The following is a 23,581-nucleotide window of genomic DNA, read 5'->3' as shown; positions in this document are numbered from 1 at the left end:
TTTAGTACATTTTTGAAAAAGCTTCTGATATGTAGAAGCTTTTTTTTATATAATTTTATGTTACAATAAGAAAAAAGGAACTAAGGAGTAAATAAATGATGCTTAGTAGGGAAAAATGGGATAAATTGGAATATATCGAATTTTTAGAGTATATGAAATCTATGCAAGATGTTAAGTATAGAGATTTTAATAAGAAACTTATACCAGGAACAGAAAATATAATAGGTATTAGAATTCCTAATTTAAGAAAGTTGTCAAAAGAAATAAGTAAAGGCAACTGGAAAGAATTTTTAGAAGTAGCAGAAGATACTTATTATGAAGAAGTTATGTTACAGGGTATGGTGATTGGCAATATAAATAGTAATTTTGAAGAGATTTTATATTACATAAAAAAATTTGTACCTAAAATTAGTAATTGGGCAATTTGTGATGGATTTTGTTCTGGACTAAAATGTACAAGTAATTATAAAGAATACATGTATGATATATTAAAAAAATATGTTTGTTCAGAAAATCCGTGGGAGATTAGATTTGCATTAGTTATGTTTTTAATATATTATGTTGATGATGAACATATTAAAGATATTTTTGAATACTGTAACAATATACAAAGTGAAGAATATTATGTTAAAATGGGTATGGCATGGCTATTGTCAATTTGTTTTGTTAAGTATGAAGAAGAAACACTTCTTTATATAAAAAACAATAATTTAGATGATTTTACTTATAATAAAATGTTACAAAAAATAGTTGAATCAAACAGAGTAGATTTAGAAAAGAAGAATATAATAAGAAGTATGAAAAGAAAGACAAGAAGATATTGACGGAGGAGTATTAATGAATAATGAGGAAAGAATTGATAAATTTTTAGAATTTCAAAGTAAAGGAATCAAATTTACAGAGATAGCTCAAAATCTAAAAATTAGTCAAAGTACTTTAAGAACTTTTTTAAATAAAAAAGGATATAAGTCAGAAAAAGGTAAATACATATTAAAAGACGAATTAAAGAATAAAGAAGATTTGGATAAAGAAAAAACTAAGGAAGATAACACTAATAATGTAAAAAAGGTAAGCACCAAAAAGAAGAAATCTAATGAAAAGGTTTTAAATAAGAGTATTGAACAAATTGAGTTTAACGACACAGATTTAAAAAATATAAAATCAAGAAAAAATATTAAACCTAAAAAAGACAGAAAAATAAATATAACTCAAGAAGATTTAGATAAGCTTTGTGAAGTGTATGATTGGTATTTAGAAGTGAAGGATTATAATATAAAACCTAAAAAAATATCTAATAAAAAAGATGTACATATAGATAATGAATCTTTAAGTGAATTAAAAACAACAAGAGTACGTATAGATAAAGAAACTTGGAGTGACTTTGAAAGATTATGTAGCAACTCAAATTTTGAAAAACACCAAATACTTACACAAGCATTGAAGGAATTTATGAAAAAGTATAAAAATCTACTATAAAATACTACTATATGAGGTGCTTAATATGAATAAAATAGTAAAAAAATTAATTTTTTTAATGATTATATTAACAATATTTATTTTTACACTGACTGCATGTAAAAGGGAAGAAGAACAATCTGATTCAGTTGAGATTCAAGCAGAAGACAATAATGAAGTAACAATAGATAAGGACAATGCAAAAGTATTGAATATAGGAGCAACAGAGATTATAACTGTAGATGAAGGTGGAAAAATAGATACATCCACAAAGATAGAAAATAATTCAACATTTAATATATCGAATGTTGAACTAATATATAATGAATACGATGATAATAAAAAAATTACTTCATCTGATAGTAAATCTCTGTTAGATATGACTTTAATGCCTGGGAAAGTTGCTTATGTAGAATGTGGACATAAAACTTTTGCCAAAAGTGTAGAAGTCTATGCATATGAATATGAAGCAGAGGGTAAAATTGTATATGTTAATTTAAAAGAAAATACTATTGATATAAGAAACAATAAAATTAAGCTAGAAAATAGTAGTCAGTATGAAGTATTATCTACTTCAGAACTTAAAAAAGTAAATGAGTCAAAAGAGGGAATTACATATCAAATAAAAGTAAAGAATTCATCATCAAAAGACTTAGGAAATATTATCCTTAAGACGGCAGAAGTTAATGATAATGGGGAATACTTGACAGTAAGTCGTGTACCATCATACAAAGTTTTGAAGGCTTCAGAAGAAACAGATATAGATATAACATGTTCAACAAAAGCAAAGAATGTTGAAATAGTAGGATATACTTATGATGATATAAAAGAAAAAGCAAATGTAGATATTGATTTGAAATCTCATAAAGTCAAGATAGACAAGTAAAGGTAGGGGATATTTATGAAGGTTTTGATAGTTGAAGATAATAGGGTGCTTTTAGAAAGTGTAGTAGAAGAACTTAGTAATCATTTTGAAACTGAAAAGTGTGAAGATGGAGAAGAAGCATTATATTTAATAAATCAAAATATATATGATTTAGTTATTTTAGATTTAATGCTTCCTAATATAAATGGAATTGATATTTTGAAGAAAATGAGAATCAATAATATAGATACACCTGTACTTATATTGACTGCTAAAGAAGCATTAGATGATAAAGTAGAAGCATTTACTATAGGAGCTAATGATTATTTAACAAAACCTTTTTATATGGAGGAACTAGTAGCAAGAGTATATGCCATATTGAGGACTAATGGAAAAATAAAAGAAAGAAATGGATTAGAATTTAAATCTTTATATCTAGATACATTAGAAAAAAGAGTGTATATTGAAGAAGAAGAAATAAAACTTCAAAATAAACAGTTTAACTTATTGGAATATTTTGTTTTAAATAAAGGTTCAATTTTATTAAAAGAACAGATTTATGATAGAATATGGGGAATTGATTCAGATGCAACTATTGAAATAGTAGAGGTATATGTAAGTAATCTGAGAAAAAAACTAAGTAAATATGGATATGATAAATATATTAAAACTAAGCGTAAGGTAGGATACATATTCGATGATAAATAAGAATGTATTTACCAGCACTAAAAACCATTTGATAAAAATGTACATTGTTGTAGTGGGTAGTTTTTTAATAATATTTTCTATATTTATATATTCATATTTTAGAGGTCTTACATATAGTGGAATTGATAGTGAAATCAATGATGAACTGGAGTATATAGTTTCTCAATTTAAGAGAACCTCATTTTTAAACCCAATAAGACTTAAAGACCCTAAAGATATGGTATATGTTTATGAGAATGACAGAATAAGTTACTATACTCAAAATGAATATTTTGATGAATTACTTCCAGACAGAAGACTAGATAAGAAAAATACATTTTTTAAATATACAGAAAATGGTTATACATTTAGAGAATTAAATGTGGATGTGGGCAGATATCAGATACAAATAATCAGAAACATTGACTCAGAGATGAATTCTTTAAAACAGTTGACATCTGTACTTATAATTGGAATACTAATTTCTGTTATAATAACATACTTTGTAGCTGTATATCTTACTCGAAAAGCATTAATTCCAATAGAGACTGCTTGGAGGAACCAAGCTAAATTTATACAAGATGCTTCACATGAGTTAAGGACTCCAATAACAATAGTTTCATCAAAATTAGAAAGTATGTTAAAATCTCCAGAAAATACAGTAAATGATGAAGTTGAAACAATAGCTACTGCAATGAAAGAAACTAGAAGACTTAAAAAGATGATAACGGATTTACTATCTCTTACTAAGGAAGATTCTATTGTTAAAGTTAACTTGGAGGAAATTGATTTAGAAAAATTACTAGAAGAAATATCAGAAGATTATGTGGATATTGCTGAGTTTCAAGAAAAAAAATTTACATTTAACTCTGAATTAAAGAATAAAGTTATAATAACAGATAAAAATAAATTGAGACAACTTATATTAATTTTTATTGATAATGCTTTTAAATATACTAAACTAGGTGATGAGATAGTATTAGAATTAAAAGAAGATGTGGAAGATGAAGTAACATTACTTATAAGAGATACTGGTATAGGTATAAAAAAAGAAGAAATGCCTTTTATATTTGACAGATTTTTTAGAAGTGAAAATGTGAGAAATAAAGATTTAGAAGGTTCTGGAATAGGTCTTTCAATAGCACATATGATTAGCTTGAATTTATCTATCGAAATAGATGTAACTTCTGATATAGGTATTGGAACTACATTTGAAATATCAATACCAAAAAAATTAAAATAATAAAAATATAAAAATCTGTTTTTACAAATAAAGAATGGGTATACTAATAGTATAAAATAAAATATAAAAGAATTTATAAAAGTAAAATTATATTTATAAATTTCATAGTATAATTATAAGGATAATAAATTTTTAGGAGGATTAAAAAAATGGCAAAAATTATAAATACATCTGAATTTAGAAGTAGTGTTGAAGGTAGTAAAGGAGTAGTTGTAGTAGATTTCTTTGCAACTTGGTGTGGACCTTGTAATATGTTAGGACCTGTATTTGCAGAATTAGGCGAAGAGATGAAAGACGAAGCTAGATTTGTAAAAGTTGATATAGATGAAAGCTTAGAAATAGCTCAACAATTTAGTGTATCTACAGTACCAACTATGATTATATTTAAAGATGGAGAGCCAGTTGAAACTCTAATTGGATTTATGCCTAAGAACAAAATTGAGATGAAAGTAAAATCATATTTATAAAAATGGGTGAATATTATGAGATATGACATAGCTATAATAGGTAGTGGTCCAGCAGGATTATCTGCTGCTATAAATGCAAAAATAAGAAATAAAACAATGATTATGTTTGGCAATGATAATTTAAGCAATAAGCTTGTTAAAGCTCCTTCAATAGATAATTATTTAGGTTTTTATGATATAAGTGGAGATGAATTAAAAGACAAATTTAAATCCCATATAGATAACATGGATATTTCAATTGAAAATAAAAGAATAAATAATATTTATGCTATGGGAGAATACTTTGCAATAATGTCTGGAAATGATATGTATGAAGCTACTACTGTAATCCTTGCAACTGGTGTAGAATATACTAGACCAATAAAAGGTGAAGAAGAATTTCTAGGAAGAGGAGTAGGATATTGTGCTACATGCGATGCACCACTTTATAGAAATAAAAAAGTAGCAGTTATAGGATATAATGAAGAATCTAAAGAAGAGGCAAATTTCTTAAGTGAACTTACTTCAAAAACTTATTTTATACCTATGTATAAAAAAGAAAACCTTATGAGAAGTTCAGATAATTTAGATGATTCTATTGAGATTATACATGATAGACCAGTGCAAATAGATGGAGATAAACTTGTAAATAAGATATCTTTTAAAGAAAATCATATTGAAGTTGATGGAGTATTCGTTATAAAAGATAGCACAGCTCCAAGTACATTGATTCCTGGAATAGAAATTGATGGTATCCATATTAAGGTTGACAATAATATGAAAACTAATATAGAAGGATGTTTTGCCGCAGGAGACTGTGTAGGTAAACCCTATTCTTATATCAAAGCAGCTGGGCAAGGTCAAATAGCAGCATTAAATGCTGTTTATTATCTAGATAAATTAAAAAGAGCTTAGTATAATTAGTAAGTAAATTTTTAAATATACAAATAAAAAACTGTCTTAAAATAATATAATTATTTTAGACAGTTTTTTATTTGTATATTATTATTTTACTTCAAGATACATTAGAGATGTATCTCTAGGTATGTTTATTTTGATAGATTTAAATTGGCAATTGAAATATATATAGAAATAATTAGAATTATTTATAATAAGTTCCAAAATTTCAAAATAATAGTTGAAAAATCTAATTAAGAGTACTATAATTTAATTAAGTAATTACTTAATCAAAAAGAGGTCTTTATGGAAAATTTGGTTAAAATATTTAAAGCATTGAGTGATGAAACTAGACTTAACATACTTATATTAGTATCTAAAAGAAATATCTGCCAAAAAGGAATTTCTAAATATTTAGGAATTTCAGATTCTGCTGTTTCACAACATATAAAAATATTAAAAGAAATTGGCATAATAACAGGATATAAAGAAGGATACTATGTTTTATATCATATTAACAAAGAAGTGTTTAACATATGTATGGATTTTATAAATTCTATGTTAAGTAATTCTAGTGAAAGCTTTATAGATGTATTTGATATAAATACAATACATCTAGGATGCAGTAAAGAATGTAAATCTATGAAAAAATGTTGCAAGAGAAGGGAGAAATAATAATGAAAGTATGTATACCAGTAGAAGAAAATAAAGGATTAGATAGTAAACCATATGGTCATTTTGGTTCTGCACCAATCTTTGTTGTGTGTGACTTAGAAAGTGGAGAAGTTAAATCTTTAGACAATGGAGATTTAGGTCATGAACATGGGAAATGCCAACCAATAAAAGCATTATCAGGTACAGTTGTAGATGCAGTAGTAGTTGGAGGAATAGGGCAAGGTGCCATAGTTAAATTAAATAGTATGGGAATAAAAGTTTATAGAGCTGAAGCTGATACTATCAGTGGTAATTTGGACTTACTTAAAGATGGAAAATTAGTAGAATTTCCATCAAATCATACTTGTTCACACGATGGATGTGGGCATCATTAAAAACAAGATAGCTGATGAAGCATATGCTTCATCAGCTATTTTATCATTTTAACAAATAAGATTCTTTATATTTAGTATTAAATTTTGAGGTTGTACAAAGTTTTTATATATAACCTTAAATTTATAAGTATCTTACTTTAGATTTTCTTTGTATGCTTTTCTATATAGTTAATATCATTTAATATATCGTTAAGTTCTTTATTGAGTGTTTTTAAATCATCTCCATCTACATTATAGTTTAAAAATAACTCTTCTACATTATCAATAATAGAATTGACTTTTCTAGTAACTTCAACAAAAGTTTTAAAGTTACTACTATTTTTAGCATTTAGAAATTTGTTTAAATCCTTTGATATAAATGATATTATTTCATATTCATCATTAAATAGACCTCTACCAATAGGATATGGTTCAATTCTTTGTAAAAAATATTGATCTTTAGCATTAATATTATAAGTATAAGATATTTCCCAGTTGTCTCCTAAATCAAACTTAATAAAATATAATGTACTACTTACTTTTGATATTTTTGTAGCTCCAAGTTGTCTTAAAAGAACTTCAATTGAATCTCCTTGAACAGTATTAATATTCATATATACACATCCCCTTTAATACTATTATACTATATTTTCTAAAATTTTATAATTAAATAAACAGTAGATATAATAATAGATATAATCATAAGTGGAAAACCTATCTTAAAATACTCTTTAAAAGATATAGGATGACCATGCTTATTGCCTATACCTGCTAGTACAACATTGGCAGAGGCTCCAATAAGTGTCCCATTACCTCCAAGACAAGCTCCAAGGGATGTTGCCCACCATAGTGGCATTACATCAATTCCTTCAGCTTGCATAGTCAAAATAAGTGGAATTAATGTTGCAACAAACGGAATATTATCTAAGAATGAAGAAACTATTGCTGATAACCATAATATTAATAACATTGTAAATACAATATGGCCCTCTGTAAGTCCAATCAATGCTTGAGCTAATTTATTTATTATACCCACTTCTACTAATCCACCAACTACTACAAATAATCCCATAAAGAATAAGATTGTAGACCATTCAATACCTGCCATAATTTCATCTACATCTTGTTTTCCTATAAGAAGCATTATAGATGCACCAGTTAATGCTACAACAGAAGAATCTATATGGATTGTGCTATGAAACATAAAACCAAAGAGTATAAATGCTATTAAAAGAAGACTTTTTATAAGTAAGGGTTTATCTTTAATAGATTTTTTTTCATCAAGCTTTAATATTACTTCTTTGGCTTTATCATCTACAACAAGTTCTTTTCCATAAATAAATTTAAAACATATTATTGTTATAATAAGTATTACTATAACAGCAGGTCCTAAATTTATTACAAAATCCATGAAACTAAGATTGGCAGCACTACCAATCATAATATTTGGAGGGTCACCTATAAGAGTAGATGTACCTCCGATATTTGAAGCTAAAATTTGTGTTATTAAAAATGGAACTGGATTAAGTCCTAGAATTTGTGTAATAACTATAGTCATTGGACCTATAAGTAAAACAGTAGTAACATTATCTAATACAGCAGATAAAATAGCTGTTATAATAGCAAAACAAATCATTATTCTCCATGGATCACCTTTAGCTTTTTTTGCAGTCCAAATAGCTATATATTCAAATAGTCCTGAGTTTTTAACAACAGCAACAAATAGCATCATACCAACCAATACTCCAATAGTATTGAAGTCTATATGGCTTAATCCTTCATCAAGTGTAAGTATATTGAATATTATCATTAATAGTGCACCACCAACCGCTGCTACAGATCTGTTTACCTTTTCTGTAATAATAGCTGCCATAACTATTAAAAATATACATATAGCTATTATTTGTTGAAATTCCATAATATAAGTACCTCCATTTGTATTCTTTTGTGTCTAATGCTAGTACTATATATAGTATTACTTTTTTCTAGTTTTTTCAATGGATGTATAAAAGTATATTATTTAACAAAGTTTTTAAAAAATTAACAGAATTTAGAGAAAATTTTTGTTATTTAAATAAATTTTAAAATCATATCATTACTTATAATATTAAACGACAAACGAAAAAATATACTTCAAAAGTATAATTTATTGTATTTGATAAGCAATATAAAGTATTAATTACATCTAAGTTATAAAATTAATAAAATAAAGTTGAATTCAAAGATAAAACTGCAATTTATTAAAGAAATTATTCATTTTAAACCTTGTAATTTAATTTTATAAATATTATAATTAAATTAATGAATTTTTCACAAGGAATTATGCATTTTTTTGATTTTAAGATTTATTGAGAAAACAATATTAACAGGGGGTAATTAATAAAATGGATTTTTTAAATGGTATTTTAACAGGCATTAACAATGCAGTAGTATTTGTAAACAATTACTTATGGTCTTATATTCTAATTATAATGTTAGTTGTAATTGGTATTTACTTTACTATTAAAACAAATTTTGTACAATTCAGATATTTTATAGAAATGTTTAGGCTTTTAGGTGATGGTGCAGCAAATAAAAATGCAAAAAAAGAAGGAAAAATATCTTCATTTCAAGCCTTTTGTATAAGTACATCTTCAAGAGTTGGTACTGGAAATATAGCAGGGATAGCAATTGCAGTAGTAGCAGGAGGTCCTGGTGCTGTATTTTGGATGTGGCTTATAGCTTTAATTGGTTCTGCTTCAAGTTTTGTGGAGAGTACATTGGCTCAAATTTATAAAGTTAAGAATGGACCAGCTTTTAGAGGTGGACCAGCTTATTATATGGAACAAGGTTTAAATAAAAGATGGATGGGTGTTTTATTTTCAATACTTATAACTATCTGTTATGGATTTGTATTCAATGCAGTTCAAGCAAATACTGTTTCATTGGCATTTAATAATGCATTTGGTATAAGTAAAATGGCTATGGGAATAGGTCTTGGAATTTTAACAGCAATAGTTATTTTTGGTGGTGTTCATAGAATAGCAAAAGTTTCAGAAATAATAGTTCCTGTATTTGCAGGATTATACATATTAGTTGCTTTAGCTATAGTTGTAATGAATATAACAGAAATACCAGGAGTTATATCATTAATAGTAGAAAGCGCATTTGATTTTAGAGGAATGGCAATTGGTACATTTATGGGAGTTGTAATGACTGGAGTAAAAAGAGGTTTATTTTCTAATGAAGCAGGAATGGGTAGTGCACCTAATGCTGCTGCAACAGCACATGTAACTCACCCTGTAAAACAAGGTTTAATCCAATCTCTAGGTGTTTTTACAGATACTATAATTATATGTAGTTGTACAGCATTCATGGTATTATTATATTCAGATTATGCTAGTAGTGGAGCAACAGGAATTGAATTAGCTCAAGAAGCTTTAACTCACCATATAGGTCCAATAGGAAATATTTTTATAGCAGTTTGTATATTCTTATTTGCATTTAGTTCTATAGTAGGAAATTATTACTATGGAGAATCAAATATGGAGTTTATGAGTGGAAGTAAAATTAAACTTAATGTATTTAGAGTTTTCGTTGTAGGTATGGTTTTATTTGGTTCTCTTACTCAAGTAGAAGTAGTCTGGAATTTAGCAGATTTATTTATGGCACTGATGGCTATAATAAACTTAATAGCAATAACTCTTTTAGGTAAGTACGCATTTATTGCTTTAAAAGACTATACAAGCCAAAAAAAATCTGGAATAAAAGACCCTGTATTTATTGCAGATGAAATAGAAGGACTGGAAAATGTATCAGAGTGGCATACTGAATTATCTGATGAACGTTTAGGATAAAAAGTAGTATGAAAATTATAAAGTAATTTTGATAGATTAGAATGTATTTAATTTATGTGAATATAGTATTTTAGTTAACTTATATTACTGGAATTTTTAATTCCAGTAATATTTTTTTATATCAAGTATATTATATTTTATTAAGAGTTTTTAGTATTTTAATATAATTTAGTTATCATAAATAATATATTAAAACCTCTCTTTTTAAATACTACACAATTAAATCTTGTAAGTTATCTTCAAAGCTTTCTAAGTAATCACAAAATAATCTAAACTCTTCTATATTTTTGATTTCTTGTAAATTTCTTAAGTCTATCATCATGTTGCTATATTTATGCAACATAAAACTCATATCATATATTTCACATTTAACAAATCCTTCTTGATAGTTGTATTTATAAGGTTCATATTTTGAAAAATTTGATTCAAAGTATTTTATTTTAGCATAACATAATCTGTGTATATTGAATAAAAGAGCAAATATAGATTCTTTAACTGCAAACTTGTGTGTGAAGTATTTTACAGTGTGGTATTTATCGTGTTTAAATTCCCAAATTAAATCTTCATTCAAAGTAAGAGAATATTTTTTTATAAGGTTACGTTTTTCTAGTGTTAAATCTTGTATTGAACTTGTTTTCATAATTCAGTCCCCCATAAATATTCAATAAACAACCATTAAATTATGGTGTTCATTTATAGTTTATTATTGCTTACTTAATTATATTGTATAATTAATCGAGAAAATAATAAAATAGATAATTAATATAACATTAATATATGCTATAAATAAAAACGATAGCTTTGATAGTAATATGTACAAATTTATGGTATTTTATATTTAGATTTATATTTGTAGTTATTTTAAGCTTTTAAAAGTATTTTTTATTATTAACTTATATTTCCTAGATTACAGGGAATTTAACACTAAAAATCTATCTTGTGTCCTTAAAAATTTACATAATGATTGTATATATTCTAATTTCAAAATATACGTGAATAGTGTTGGTATTTCTAATGAATATGAAGATATGGGTAAGGTTGTTCAAATAGATAATTATCTTTAAAATTATTAAGTACCAAAAGACAAGTATGCTTTGCCATATTGGTACTTAATAGTATTTTATAGTCTCTATTTTAATTTCCACTATTTAATCAATAAAGGTATTTAATCTAGAACCTTAAATAGGTTTGCCATTTCTAGTGCATTCATAGCACAATCATATCCTTTATTTCCAGCTTTTGTGCCAGCTCTTTCAATAGCTTGTTCAATATTTTCTGTTGTTACTATTCCAAATATAACAGGTAATTCATTATCCAAAGATACTTTTGCAATGCCTTTAGATACTTCGCTACATACATAATCATAATGAGAAGTAGCACCTCTTATAACACATCCTAAACATATTATCGCATCATACTTACCATTCTTAGACATTTTTTGAGCAACGAGAGGAATCTCAAAAGCTCCAGGTACCCAAACCACTTCTATATTTTCCTGAGTAACATCGTGTCTTAAAAGGCAATCTTGAGCACCAGATAAAAGTTTTGATGTTATAAATTCATTAAAACGAGAGTTTATTATACCTATTTTTAAATCTTTTCCAATAAGTTTTCCTTCATATATCATTTTTATTTCCTCCAATTTTATTTAGGTTATAAATCTATATTTTTAGTATATATGCATATTATTGTAATAAAATTACTTAGTAGAATAAAAATTAAATACCATTAGCTATATAATATCTAATAGATGTCCCATTTTATCCTTCTTAGTTTTCAGATATAATTTATTAAAATCATTAATTTCTTCATTAATAGGAACTCTATGTTCAATTTTTATTCCATATTTTTCCAATTGATTTATTTTGTCAGGATTATTACTTAAAAGGTTTATACTTTTTATATGTAAATTTTTTAATATCTGAGCAGCGATATAAAAATCCCTCATATCTTCTTCAAATCCAAGCATTAAATTTGCTTCAACAGTATCATAACCTTCTTCTTGAAGTTTATAAGCTTTAATTTTATTTAAAAGCCCAATACCTCTGCCTTCCTGTTTCATATAAATTAAAACACCACTTCCATTTTCTACAATTTTTTTCATAGAAGTTTCTAACTGTAATCCACAATCACATTTTAAAGAATGAAATACATCACCTGTTAAACATTCAGAATGAAGTCTGACTAGTGTATTTTCTTCATTTACATTTCCATAAGTAAGGGCAATGTGTTCTTCATTTGAGTAAATATCTTTATATCCTATTATTTCAAAATTTCCATATTTTGTTGGAAGAAAAGCACTAGAAATTTTTTCTATAGTGGTTTCATTTCTTTTTCGATATTCTATCAAGTCTTTTATAGTAATTATTTTTAAATTATGTTTTTCTTTAAATATCATTAAATCATCAACTCTTGCCATTGTACCATCATCTTTCATTATTTCGCAGATAAGACCAATTTCTTTAAATCCTGCAAGTCTAGCAAGGTCTACAGAAGCTTCTGTGTGACCATCTCTAACTAGGACACCTCCAGTTTTTGCTATTAATGGAAATACATGTCCAGGTGTTTTAAAATCTTTACTTGTGGAACTTTCATTACAGAATAGTTTGACAGTTTCAGCTCTCTCATATGCAGATATACCTGTTAAAGTATCTATTCCATCTATAGTGACAGTAAATGCAGTTTGAAATGTGTCTGTATTTTCTTTAACCATAAGAGGTATATTTAGACTTTTAAATTTTTCTTCAGTAGCAGGAAGACAAATAAGGCCCCTACCATATGTAGCCATAAAGTTTATTGTCTCAGGTGTAGCCATTTCAGCTGCCATCAATAAATCTCCTTCATTTTCTCTGCTTTCATCATCAACTACGATTACCATTTTTCCATTTTTGATATCATTAATAGCTTCTTTAATAGTGTTAAACATGTAATTCACTCCTTTTATTATTTTTAAAAACCATTTTTAAATAAAAATTCTTTATCTATATTTGATTTATAGTTACTACTATTAGAATTTAATTCCTTGTAGTTTTTTACAAGAAAATTATTAACATACTTTCCAATTACATCACTTTCTAAATTGACAAAGTCTCCAATATTCTTTGTCAAGAGAGTAGTGTTAAATTTAGTATGAGGTATAACCGAAACCTTAAATATCTCATCATCTAAATAAGCTATAGTTAGACTTACACCATCAATAGCAACAGAACCTTTGTGTATCATTGTTGATAAAAGTTCTTTGGACGGTTGTATGCTTATTAAAACTGCATTTTCATCTTTTTCAAATTTACAAATAGTACCTTTACTATCAACATGACCTGTTACTAGGTGTCCACCAAATCTAGAAGAAAGACTCATAGCTCTTTCAAGATTTACTTCATCACTTGGATTTAATGAACTTAAATTTGTGGAACGGACTGTTTCCATCATGACATCAGCAGTAAATTCATTTTTACCTAAACTTGAAACAGTTAAGCAAACTCCATTTACAGCAATACTATCTCCAAGATTTGTACCATCTAGTATTTTATTTGATTGTATGGTGACTTTTCCACTTTTGCCATTAGCAGTAATTTTTCTAAGTATTCCAACTTCTTCTACTATGCCAGTAAACATTTTAACCTCCTAGACGTGTATATTTATAAATTTAATTTAAAACATCAGACTCTACCAAAATATCGCCATCTATTAAAGTTACATTCTTAATTTCTAATTGTATAGCATCTGATAAGTAATCTATTCCATCTCCAGAAACGAAAGTAGGAGCATCTTTTCCACCTATAATTTTAGGTGATAAAAACAATTTGACTTTGTCAACTAAATTGTTTCTAAATAGACTGTCATTAAGTGTAGCACCACCTTCAACTAAAACAGAATCAATTTTTAATTCTCCTAATTTATACATTACAAATTCTAAATCTACTATATTATTTTTTTTAGGAGAAAGTACTACTTCAATATTATTTTTTCTTAGAACTAATGATTTTTCACTATCTTCACAACACGTAAAAACTATAGTTTTATTGTTTTTATCTTTAACTAATTTGCTATCAACTGGCAATTTTAAGTTTGTGTCTATTATTATTCTTACAGGGTGAGATACATTTTCTTGGTTAAGTCTGCAAGTTAGCAATGGATTATCATTTAAAACTGTGTTTATCCCAACCATTATACCTTGATATTTATTTCTATACTTATGAGTTAGATATCTTGATGATTCATTAGATATCCATTTTGATTCTAGCGATTTTGTGGCAATCTTGCCATCTAAACTTACTGCTGATTTTACAATACAAAGAGGTTTTTTTGTTTTTATATAGTAAAAAAATATTTCATTTAATTGTTTTGCTTCTTTTTCTAATATACCTACAGTAACATCAATGTTATTGTCTCTTAGTTTTTTTACTCCATTACCACAAACGATTGGATTTGGGTCTAATGTAGATATTACGACTCTCTTAATCTTATTTTGAATAATTTTATCTACACAAGGAGGTGTTTTGCCATAATGAGAACAGGGTTCTAAATTTACATAAAGGGTAGTGTCTTTTAAACTTTGATTAGCACTATTTATAGCATTTATTTCAGCGTGATTAGAGCCAAATCTCTCATGATATCCTTTACCTATTATGTCATCATCTTTAACGATTACACATCCCACTAATGGATTTGGATTTACAAAACCTTCTCCATTTTTGGCTAATTCAATAGCTTTTTTCATATAATAAATATCTTTCTCTTTTTGACTTATAAATTTCACAATATTTACACCTCCTATTTAAACTTAGATAATTTTCAAACAAAAAACCCCGAGAATTAACTCGGGGTTTAGAATAATCTACAATAAATATTGTATAAATGTATAGCAAAACGGCTCTACAAAAACACTTATTTAGTATATATCTTCTTCCATCCAGACTTTACTGTCGGCTTTGGAATTTAACCAAATCAACCAAGTTTTAACTCAGCTCGCGGGCTATACCGCCGATTGGGAATTTCACCCTACCCCGAAGATTAAGTATTAAATTTATATTTAAAATGTATCATAAATTATTTTACTTTGCAAACTATTTTTTTAAAAATATATGTTAATATATAATATATAACAGCTAGAAACTTTGGAATAATGCGATTGTGAATATAAAAATAAAAATTTGAACATAATCAGAAAAGAAGTTTAATTAATTTGAATTGGGAGAGAAATATATGAATAAAAAACCTTTAGAAATATTATCAAAATACTATGGATATACAAGTTTTAGAAAAGGCCAAGAGTCCATAATAAATTCTATTTTGAATAAAAAAGATGTATTAGCTATAATGCCAACTGGAGGAGGAAAATCTATATGTTATCAACTTCCAGCATTGATATTAGATGGGATGACAGTAGTGATTTCACCACTTATATCTCTTATGAAAGACCAAGTAGATGCTTTAAAAGCCATGGGAATCAATGCTGCTTTTATAAATAGTTCATTGGGAAACAAAGAATTTAATGAAATATTAAGTAATATTAGAAAAAATACTTATAAAATACTTTATATTGCTCCAGAAAGATTAGATACCCAAGAATTTCTTGAACTAATAAATAATAATGACATAAGTCAAATTGCAATAGATGAAGCACATTGTGTATCTCAATGGGGACATGATTTTAGACTGAGTTATAGAAGGATTTCTACGTTTATCAATAGTTTGTCTAAAAGACCTATAGTCACAGCCTTTACAGCTACTGCATCAGAAGAGGTAAGAGCTGATATAATAAATTTATTGTGTTTAGAGAGTCCAGATTGTTACATAACAGGGTTTGATAGAGAAAATCTAGCAATAAATATAGTGAAATCATCTAGTAAAAATAAATATATTTTGGACTATATTCAAAATCATAAAAATGAGTCTGGAATTATATATACAGCTACTAGAAAAGAAGTTGAAAATATTTATAATGGCTTGGCAAAGAGAAATATATCTGTATCAAAATACCATGCAGGTTTATCTAAAAATGAAAGAAATAAGAATCAAGAAGATTTTATAAATGATAATATAGATATAATGATAGCAACAAATGCATTTGGGATGGGTATTGATAAGCCCAATATAAGATGGGTTATACACTACAATATGCCTCAAAGTGTAGAAAATTACTACCAAGAAATAGGGAGAGCTGGTAGGGATGGAGAAAAAAGTGAATGTATACTTTTATTTTCTCCAGGAGATGTACATATACAAAAATATTTAATAGATATTGGTGTTGAAAATCCTGAAAGAAAATTATTTCAACATAAAAAACTTCAGCATATGATTGATTTAGTTTATAGTAATTCATGCTATAGGAGGACAATATTAAATTACTTTGGAGAAAATTATATAGAAAACTGTAATAACTGTAGTAATTGTTTAGTTGAAGGAGAAATAGTGGATAAAACTATAGATGCTCAAAAAGTTATTTCATGTGTAGCTAGAATGAAAAGAAGTTATGGTGTTACTACTATTGTAGATGTACTTAGAGGGTCTAAAAACAAAAAAATTTTACAACTTGGTTTAGATACTTTGTCTACATATAATATTATGAGAGATTATTCAAGTGAAGACTTGAAGAATTTTATAAATACATTAGTTTCTCATGGTTTTTTAGATTTAGTCGAAACTTTAGGTAGCGGAAACAGAGGAAGTTACCCAACTATAAGATTAAATGATATGTCTATGAAAGTTTTGAAGGGCGAGGTAAAGGTAGAATTTAAGGAAATTGTAATGACAAAATCTCTAGAAATAGAAGATGAATTATATAGTGCTTTAAGAGAATTAAGACACTTAATTGCAAGTGAAGAAAGAATAGCTCCATATATGGTTTTTGGAGATGGAACACTTAGAGCTATGTCTAGTAGTTATCCAGTCAATAAAGAAGAAATGCTAAATATATCTGGAGTAGGAGAAATTAAATATCAAAAATATGGTGAAGATTTTGAAACACTAATCAAAGAATATGTCGAAAAAAACAATATAGATAAAAAAGACAAAGAAAAAAATGTCGATTTAATGAATGTCAATAGTGAATTTCTTGAAGTTAATACAGATAAAGCTTTATATGAAAGGCTAATAAATATTAGAGAAGAATATGCTAAAAAAGAAAAATTACTTCCATACATGATTTTAACTAATAAGGCTTTGAAAGAAATAAGTGGAAGATATCCTATTGATAAAGAACAATTAAAGGATATTTCTGGTATAGGTGAAGTAAAAATTGAAAAGTATGGGGCTAGTATTTTAGATGAAGTTAAACATTATGTAAAAGAAAATAGTATTGATGTTACTTGGGAGAAAAAGAAAAAAAGAAAATTGATACTAGATGGAGAAAGCAGAAAAAACAATGAAATAGCACTAGATTTGTTAAATCAAGGTAAGGATATACAAAGTGTAAGTCAAGAAATAGAAGTCTCCCTATCTACAGTTATTGGATATGTATATGATTATTTAAAAGATGGGCAAAGTATATCATTTACATTAGATTTAGAAAATTTTTATAGTGAAGATGAAAGGAAGATGATTTTAGAAGTATGTGAAGAAGTAGGTTATGAAAATTTAAATAACATAAAAAGAAAACTTCCAGATTCAATAAAGTATGAAAATATAAGGGCTGTTATACTTAAATCTTATCTTGAAAATTCGAAAAAAGGTGCATCATTGGAGTAAAGTTAGCTGGATTAAAATATAAAATTTGTATTATTATGTTGAACTAATATTTTTGCTGTGTTATACTGAATTTGTAAAAATGATAAAAATTTAGAGCTAGGGGCGCTAGAATTGGCTAGCTGAGAGATAAAGCCGTAACTTACAAACCCTAATAACCTGATCAAGATAATGCTTGCGAAGGGAAGCTTTGTAATATAATTTTGTTATATAAATAGATAAATTATTCTGCATAGTGAGAAATTTGTCTAAGTGTATATATGATTATAAGAGTGCTTTCCAAAACAAGGAAAAGCACTTTTTTTATTGTTAAAAACTATAACTTTAATCTTGGAGGAATGTAATATGAATTATACAACGCAAATGGATGCTGCTAGAAAAGGCATAATAACTAAAGAAATGGAAATCGTTTCTCAAAAGGAACAAGTAGATGTAAATGAATTAAGAGAATTAATAGCAAAGGGACAAGTTGTTATACCTGCTAACAAAAATCATAAATCCTTAAGTGCAGAAGGTGTAGGTAAAAATTTAAGAACAAAGATAAATGTAAACTTAGGAATTTCAAGAGATTGTAAGAATATAGAAAATGAACTTGAAAAAGTTAAAGTGGCAATAGACATGAAAGCTGAAGCAATAATGGATTTGAGTAACTATGGAAAAACTAGAGAATTTAGAGAAAAAGTTGTTGAAATGTCACCTGCAATGATAGGTTCGGTTCCTATGTATGATGCAGTAGGGTATTTAGAAAAAGAACTAAAGGATATAACAGAAGAAGAATTTTTAAATGTAATAAGACAACATGCTATTGACGGAGTTGATTTTATTACTATACATGCTGGTCTTACTAGAAGTGTTTGTCAAAAGATAAAAAATCATGAAAGATTAACTCATATAGTATCTCGTGGAGGTTCACTATTATTTGCTTGGATGGAGTTAAATAATAAAGAAAATCCTATTTATACTAATTTTGATAAGATTTTAGATATATGTGAAGAGTATGATGTTACATTAAGTTTGGGGGATGCATGTAGACCTGGTTGTATAAAAGATTCTACAGATGGAGTTCAGATTCAAGAACTTGTAGTATTAGGAGAGCTTACTAAAAGAGCATGGGAAAGAAATGTACAAGTCATGATAGAAGGACCTGGTCATATGGCTATTGATGAAATAGAAGCAAATGTAGTGTTAGAAAAAAGACTATGTCATGGAGCACCTTTTTATGTTCTTGGTCCATTGGTTACAGATATAGCCCCAGGTTATGACCATATAACTAGTGCAATAGGAGGAGCATTAGCATGTGCTAAAGGAGTAGACTTCTTATGCTATGTAACTCCAGCAGAACATTTAAGATTACCTAATTTAGATGATATGAAAGAAGGGATAATAGCTGCTAAAATAGCTGCTCATGCAGGAGATATAGCTAAGAATGTTAAAGGAGCTCGTGAATGGGATAACAAAATGAGTAAAGCTAGAGCAGATTTAGATTGGTGTGAAATGTTTAGACTTGCAATAGACCCTGAAAAAGCTAAAAGATATAGAGATGAGTCAACTCCGACTCATGAAGATAGTTGTACTATGTGTGGAAAAATGTGTTCAATGAGAACAGTTAAAAAAATATTAAACAATGAGGAACTTAATTTAATATAATTTGTGCAGAGCATTAGTTGAATAAAGTCAAAATGAGGAGGTGATTTAGTGAAGGTTAATGGAAAGAATGTTGAATTCAAAGAAAACTTAACTGTTATAGATTTGTTGAATAAATATAATTTGAAGAGCGATAGAGTTGTAGTTGAGATAAATCTAGAAATAATTGAAGAATCCAATTACAATACATATATATTAAAGGATGAAGATGTTGTAGAACTTATTAGCTTTATTGGAGGTGGTTAAAATAAAAATATTTGTAAATGAAGTATTAACAGATGTTGAAAAAAATACAACTGCCTATAAAGTTAGAGATAAATATAATCATAAATGTGATGTATTGGTGTTGAATGGATATCCAATTAAAGCTGACATTCCCCTTTCTGAAAATGATAAATTAACACTTATACAAAAAGGGGTTAAACCTTCTTTTGATGAGTTAGAAAGCTTGTTGATAGCTAGACATACTCCAAATGTGCATAATAAATTAAAAAAAGGAAGAGTTGCTATATTGGGACTAGGTGGACTTGGGTCCAATATAGCTATCTCTTTAGCTCGAATTGGAGTTGGAGAACTTCTACTTATAGATTATGATGTTGTGGAGCCATCTAACTTAAATAGACAGCAATACTTTATAGATGATATAGGAAAACTAAAAACAGATGCTATGGTTGAAAATATAACAAAAATTAATCCATTTATAAAATTAAAAAAGCAAAATATTTTTTTAAATAAATATAATATGGATATACTTAAAGAGGCAGATTTGATAATTGAAGCTTTTGATGATGCTTCATGTAAAGCACAAGTTTGTAATTATATCTTAATAAATTTGAAAGATAAATATTTGATAGCATCATCAGGTATGGCAGGTTACTATGATTCAAATATAATAACTACTAAGAAAATAAGAGATAGATTTTATATATGTGGAGATTTTGTAAATGAAGCTAAAATTGGAGAGGGACTTATGGCTCCAAGAGTTGCTATTTGTGCAAATCATATGGCAAATTTGGCAACAAAAATACTTATAGATATATAAATACGTGAATCAGAAAATAAAAAGATTGAAAATTGAAAAAAATAAGATGGGGAGGAAAGAAAATGGATAAATTAGTACTTGGAGGACATGAATTCAATAGCAGATTATTGGTTGGAACAGGTAAATATGGCTCAAATGATATATTGCCTAAAGTAATCAAAGAAAGTGGAAGCGAAATAATAACAATGGCACTTAGAAGAGTAGATTTAGATAATAAACAAGAAAATATCTTAACATATATTCCAAAAGAAATGACTATACTTCCAAACACATCAGGAGCTACTAATGCAGAAGAAGCTGTAAGAATAGCTAGAATATCTAGAAAAATGGGTTGTGGAGACTTTGTAAAAATAGAAGTAATATCAGATACTAGATACTTACTTCCTGATAATGAAGAAACTATAAAAGCTACAAAAATACTTGCTGATGAAGGATTTATAGTACTTCCATATATGACACCAGACCTTTATGCTGGAAGAAGACTTATAGAAGCTAAAGCAGCAGCAGTTATGCCTCTTGGTGCTCCAATTGGTTCAAATAGAGGTCTTCAAATGAAAGAAATGATAAAAATAATGATAGATGAATTAGATATACCAATAATAGTTGATGCAGGTATTGGTAAACCATCTCAAGCTATGGAAGCTATGGAAATGGGAGCTGATGCAGTGCTTGTTAATACTGCTATAGCTTCAGCAGGTGACCCTGTGCAAATGGCTAGAGCATTTAAGTTAGCTGTAGAAGGTGGACGAGAAGCTTATATAGCAAAAGCAGGAAGTGTATCAGAATTTGCAAATGCATCTTCTCCTTTAACAGGTTTTTTAGGCAATTTATAGAAAGTGGTGATTGATGATGAGTTTTTATGAGGTAATAGAAAAATATAGGGATTTTGATTTTGATGGATATTTAAATAATGTTACAGACAATGATGTTTTAAGAAGTTTATCAAAAGACAAACTTGAGGATTTTGATATATTAAATTTACTTTCTAAAACTGCTGTAAAACATTTAGAAGCTATGGCACAAAAAGCACATAAATTAAGTGTTCAATATTTTGGAAAGACAGTCTGCCTATATACACCAATGTACATAGCAAATTATTGTGTAAATCAATGTGTTTATTGTAGTTACAATATAAAAAGTGGAATAAAAAGAAAAAAACTAACTATGGATGAAATCAGAGAGGAAGGAAATGAAATTTCAAAAGAAGGTTTCAAACATCTACTTGTTTTAACTGGTGAAAGTAGTTTTCATTCAAGTGTAGAATATATAGGTGAGGCTATAGAAATATTAAGAGATAAATTTCCATCTATAGGAATTGAAGTATATCCAATGGAAATAGATGAATATAAGTATATTGTAGACAAAGGAGTTGAAGGTCTAACTGTATACCAAGAAACTTATGATGAGAAAATATATAAAAGAGTTCATTTAAAAGGGCCAAAATCAAATTATAAATTTAGATTAGATGCTCCTGAAAGAGGAGCAAAGGCAGGTATGAGAACTCTATCAATAGGAGCACTTTTAGGATTAAATGATTTTAGAAAAGAGACCTTCTTTACAATATTGCATGGGAAATATCTAAAAACAAAATATCCTCATATTGAGCTTTCATATTCAACACCAAGAATGAGACCATTCAAAGGTTGTTTTGAAGAATTAGTAGATATAAGCGACACTGATTTAGTTCAAGCGATGGTTTGTATGAGGCTGTTTGACCCTCATGCAGCTTTAAATATATCTACTAGAGAAAATTTGGAAATGAGAAGTCATATAGTACCTTTAGGAGTAACTAAATTAAGTGCAGGTGTATCTACAGATGTAGGAGGGCATTCTCAAGATGAACATGATACTGCTCAATTCAAAATAAATGATGAAAGTACTGTTGAAGATATAGAGAAAATGCTAAATTCAATTGGTTATCAACATGTATTTAAAGATTGGGAAAGATTTTAGATGTATTTGATAACAAATAGAAATTTATGTAGCGAGGAACGATACTTAGAGGTTATTAAAGAATCTATATTGAGTGGTGTAGAAAATATTATAATAAGAGAAAAAGATTTAGAATATGAAGCATTAAAAGATTTATATATAAAGATAAAAAATAAAATTAAGTATATTAATTTTCAGGAAAAAATATTGGATGAAAGCTTGAAGAATAGTATAAAAAAGAAAGAGAATAATGATGGATTTAAAGTAAACTTTATAATAAATAGCAATATAGAATTTTTTGAAAAGACAGATTGTCAAGGTATTCATCTTCCATTTAAATTGTTTTTGAATTTACTGGGAAATAGATATAATTTCAATAAAAATAAGATACTGGGATTGTCATTACATAAAGTAGAAGAAGTAAAGTGTCTAGAAGAAATAATAAGAAAACTAAATATAAAAATAGATTACATAACATTATCACATATATATGAAACTAAGTGTAAAGAAAATTTATTGCCAAAAGGAATTGAACTTTTGAAGGAAGCTAAGAAAATTACTGATATTAAGACCATTGCACTTGGAGGAATCCTACCATCTAATGTCAAAGAAACATTAAAATACTGTGATGATTTTGCTGTAATGTCAACTATAATGAAATCTAAAAATATTGAAGAAACAATATCAAATTATAATGAAAAAATTCAATTAGTAAAATAGAAAGTAAAGTATTTAAATTGAATAAAAATAAAAAAAGCTATCTTTTAAAATCTAAAAGAGAGCTTTTTTATTTTGTATCTTTGCTAATAAAAAATTGTAA

General features: G+C 27.2%; 24 protein-coding genes and 2 riboswitches. Of the genes, 17 read left to right on the top strand and 7 right to left on the bottom strand.

Features of this window, described 5'->3' with window-relative positions; translation table 11 throughout:
- Positions 1 to 95 precede the first annotated feature (95 nt).
- The 9 genes from IC174_RS14500 (at position 96) to IC174_RS14460 (ending at position 6,642) form a co-directional block, all read left to right on the top strand.
- Positions 96 to 824: a DNA alkylation repair protein gene (locus IC174_RS14500; protein WP_227433177.1), complete on the top strand. Its 729-nt coding sequence runs from the start codon at positions 96 to 98 to the stop codon at positions 822 to 824.
- 13 nt (positions 825 to 837) lie between these two features.
- Positions 838 to 1,476, top strand: a complete 639-nt coding sequence (locus tag IC174_RS14495; protein ID WP_227433178.1) for a DNA-binding protein — start codon at positions 838 to 840, stop codon at positions 1,474 to 1,476.
- A gap of 25 nt (positions 1,477 to 1,501) precedes the next feature.
- Positions 1,502 to 2,341: a hypothetical protein gene (locus tag IC174_RS14490; protein WP_227433179.1), complete on the top strand. Its 840-nt coding sequence runs from the start codon at positions 1,502 to 1,504 to the stop codon at positions 2,339 to 2,341.
- A 15-nt stretch (positions 2,342 to 2,356) separates the two neighbouring features.
- Positions 2,357 to 3,028, top strand: a complete 672-nt coding sequence (locus IC174_RS14485; RefSeq protein WP_227433180.1) for a response regulator transcription factor — start codon at positions 2,357 to 2,359, stop codon at positions 3,026 to 3,028.
- Positions 3,018 to 4,250 (top strand): sensor histidine kinase, encoded by a 1,233-nt coding sequence (locus tag IC174_RS14480; protein ID WP_227433181.1) that lies wholly within the window; start codon positions 3,018 to 3,020, stop codon positions 4,248 to 4,250. Before IC174_RS14485 ends, IC174_RS14480 begins: the two co-directional genes overlap by 11 nt.
- A gap of 149 nt (positions 4,251 to 4,399) precedes the next feature.
- Positions 4,400 to 4,717 (top strand): thioredoxin, encoded by a 318-nt coding sequence (trxA, locus tag IC174_RS14475; protein WP_227433182.1) that lies wholly within the window; start codon positions 4,400 to 4,402, stop codon positions 4,715 to 4,717.
- 15 nt (positions 4,718 to 4,732) lie between these two features.
- Entirely contained in the window at positions 4,733 to 5,611 is an 879-nt protein-coding gene (locus tag IC174_RS14470; protein WP_227433183.1) for an NAD(P)/FAD-dependent oxidoreductase, read from the top strand.
- Positions 5,612 to 5,899: 288 nt separating this feature from the next.
- Complete coding sequence (locus IC174_RS14465) at positions 5,900 to 6,268, top strand: ArsR/SmtB family transcription factor (protein WP_227483247.1); 369 nt, start codon at positions 5,900 to 5,902, stop codon at positions 6,266 to 6,268.
- A 2-nt stretch (positions 6,269 to 6,270) separates the two neighbouring features.
- Positions 6,271 to 6,642 carry a NifB/NifX family molybdenum-iron cluster-binding protein gene (locus IC174_RS14460; RefSeq protein ID WP_227433185.1) on the top strand — a complete coding sequence of 124 codons (372 nt, stop codon included), beginning with the start codon at positions 6,271 to 6,273 and terminating at the stop codon, positions 6,640 to 6,642.
- Between the two features lie 137 nt (positions 6,643 to 6,779).
- Here the strand turns inward: IC174_RS14460 and IC174_RS14455 are convergent, their stop codons facing one another.
- Both IC174_RS14455 and IC174_RS14450 read right to left on the bottom strand, forming a co-directional pair.
- On the bottom strand, positions 6,780 to 7,235 hold the full coding sequence (locus tag IC174_RS14455; protein WP_227433186.1) for a hypothetical protein: 456 nt from the start codon (positions 7,233 to 7,235) through the stop codon (positions 6,780 to 6,782).
- A gap of 38 nt (positions 7,236 to 7,273) precedes the next feature.
- Positions 7,274 to 8,539, bottom strand: a complete 1,266-nt coding sequence (locus IC174_RS14450; protein WP_227433187.1) for an ArsB/NhaD family transporter — start codon at positions 8,537 to 8,539, stop codon at positions 7,274 to 7,276.
- A gap of 466 nt (positions 8,540 to 9,005) precedes the next feature.
- On the opposite strand from IC174_RS14450, the gene IC174_RS14445 reads away from it, so the two are divergent.
- Positions 9,006 to 10,457, top strand: a complete 1,452-nt coding sequence (locus tag IC174_RS14445; RefSeq protein WP_227433188.1) for an alanine/glycine:cation symporter family protein — start codon at positions 9,006 to 9,008, stop codon at positions 10,455 to 10,457.
- A 211-nt stretch (positions 10,458 to 10,668) separates the two neighbouring features.
- On the opposite strand, the gene IC174_RS14440 is transcribed toward IC174_RS14445, so the two are convergent.
- From IC174_RS14440 to ribD, 5 genes are all read right to left on the bottom strand, one after another.
- Positions 10,669 to 11,097, bottom strand: coding sequence for a hypothetical protein (locus IC174_RS14440; RefSeq protein WP_227433189.1), 429 nt, complete (start codon positions 11,095 to 11,097; stop codon positions 10,669 to 10,671).
- Between the two features lie 525 nt (positions 11,098 to 11,622).
- Positions 11,623 to 12,084: a 6,7-dimethyl-8-ribityllumazine synthase gene (ribE, locus tag IC174_RS14435; RefSeq protein ID WP_227483246.1), complete on the bottom strand. Its 462-nt coding sequence runs from the start codon at positions 12,082 to 12,084 to the stop codon at positions 11,623 to 11,625.
- Between the two features lie 105 nt (positions 12,085 to 12,189).
- The gene (locus tag IC174_RS14430) at positions 12,190 to 13,383 is read right to left on the bottom strand and encodes a bifunctional 3,4-dihydroxy-2-butanone-4-phosphate synthase/GTP cyclohydrolase II (RefSeq protein ID WP_227433191.1); all 1,194 of its coding nucleotides are present in this window, start codon (positions 13,381 to 13,383) and stop codon (positions 12,190 to 12,192) included.
- Positions 13,384 to 13,406: 23 nt separating this feature from the next.
- Positions 13,407 to 14,072, bottom strand: a complete 666-nt coding sequence (locus tag IC174_RS14425; RefSeq protein WP_227483245.1) for a riboflavin synthase — start codon at positions 14,070 to 14,072, stop codon at positions 13,407 to 13,409.
- Between the two features lie 31 nt (positions 14,073 to 14,103).
- On the bottom strand, positions 14,104 to 15,216 hold the full coding sequence (gene ribD / locus IC174_RS14420; RefSeq protein ID WP_227483244.1) for a bifunctional diaminohydroxyphosphoribosylaminopyrimidine deaminase/5-amino-6-(5-phosphoribosylamino)uracil reductase RibD: 1,113 nt from the start codon (positions 15,214 to 15,216) through the stop codon (positions 14,104 to 14,106).
- A gap of 137 nt (positions 15,217 to 15,353) precedes the next feature.
- A riboswitch (FMN riboswitch) is annotated at positions 15,354 to 15,475 on the bottom strand.
- Positions 15,476 to 15,662: 187 nt separating this feature from the next.
- On the opposite strand from ribD, the gene recQ reads away from it, so the two are divergent.
- From recQ to IC174_RS14385, 7 genes are all read left to right on the top strand, one after another.
- Complete coding sequence (recQ, locus tag IC174_RS14415; RefSeq protein WP_227483243.1) at positions 15,663 to 18,146, top strand: DNA helicase RecQ; 2,484 nt, start codon at positions 15,663 to 15,665, stop codon at positions 18,144 to 18,146.
- An 88-nt stretch (positions 18,147 to 18,234) separates the two neighbouring features.
- Positions 18,235 to 18,346, top strand: a riboswitch (TPP riboswitch).
- Positions 18,347 to 18,488: 142 nt separating this feature from the next.
- Positions 18,489 to 19,790: a phosphomethylpyrimidine synthase ThiC gene (thiC, locus tag IC174_RS14410; protein ID WP_227433195.1), complete on the top strand. Its 1,302-nt coding sequence runs from the start codon at positions 18,489 to 18,491 to the stop codon at positions 19,788 to 19,790.
- Positions 19,791 to 19,838: 48 nt separating this feature from the next.
- The gene (thiS, locus tag IC174_RS14405; protein WP_227433196.1) at positions 19,839 to 20,033 is read left to right on the top strand and encodes a sulfur carrier protein ThiS; all 195 of its coding nucleotides are present in this window, start codon (positions 19,839 to 19,841) and stop codon (positions 20,031 to 20,033) included.
- Positions 20,026 to 20,829 (top strand): thiamine biosynthesis protein ThiF, encoded by an 804-nt coding sequence (gene thiF, locus IC174_RS14400; RefSeq protein WP_227483242.1) that lies wholly within the window; start codon positions 20,026 to 20,028, stop codon positions 20,827 to 20,829. Before thiS ends, thiF begins: the two co-directional genes overlap by 8 nt.
- A 62-nt stretch (positions 20,830 to 20,891) precedes the next feature.
- The gene (locus IC174_RS14395; protein WP_227483241.1) at positions 20,892 to 21,662 is read left to right on the top strand and encodes a thiazole synthase; all 771 of its coding nucleotides are present in this window, start codon (positions 20,892 to 20,894) and stop codon (positions 21,660 to 21,662) included.
- Between the two features lie 16 nt (positions 21,663 to 21,678).
- Positions 21,679 to 22,782, top strand: coding sequence for a 2-iminoacetate synthase ThiH (gene thiH, locus IC174_RS14390; protein WP_227483240.1), 1,104 nt, complete (start codon positions 21,679 to 21,681; stop codon positions 22,780 to 22,782).
- Entirely contained in the window at positions 22,783 to 23,481 is a 699-nt protein-coding gene (locus tag IC174_RS14385) for a thiamine phosphate synthase (RefSeq protein WP_227483239.1), read from the top strand.
- Positions 23,482 to 23,581: the final 100 nt, after the last annotated feature.

Origin of the sequence: Clostridioides sp. ES-S-0001-03, from assembly GCF_020676075.1 — a bacterium.
Taxonomy (GTDB): domain Bacteria; phylum Bacillota; class Clostridia; order Peptostreptococcales; family Peptostreptococcaceae; genus Clostridioides.
Note: the sequence above shows the minus strand (reverse complement) of the source record. Positions and strands in the feature narration are given on the sequence as shown.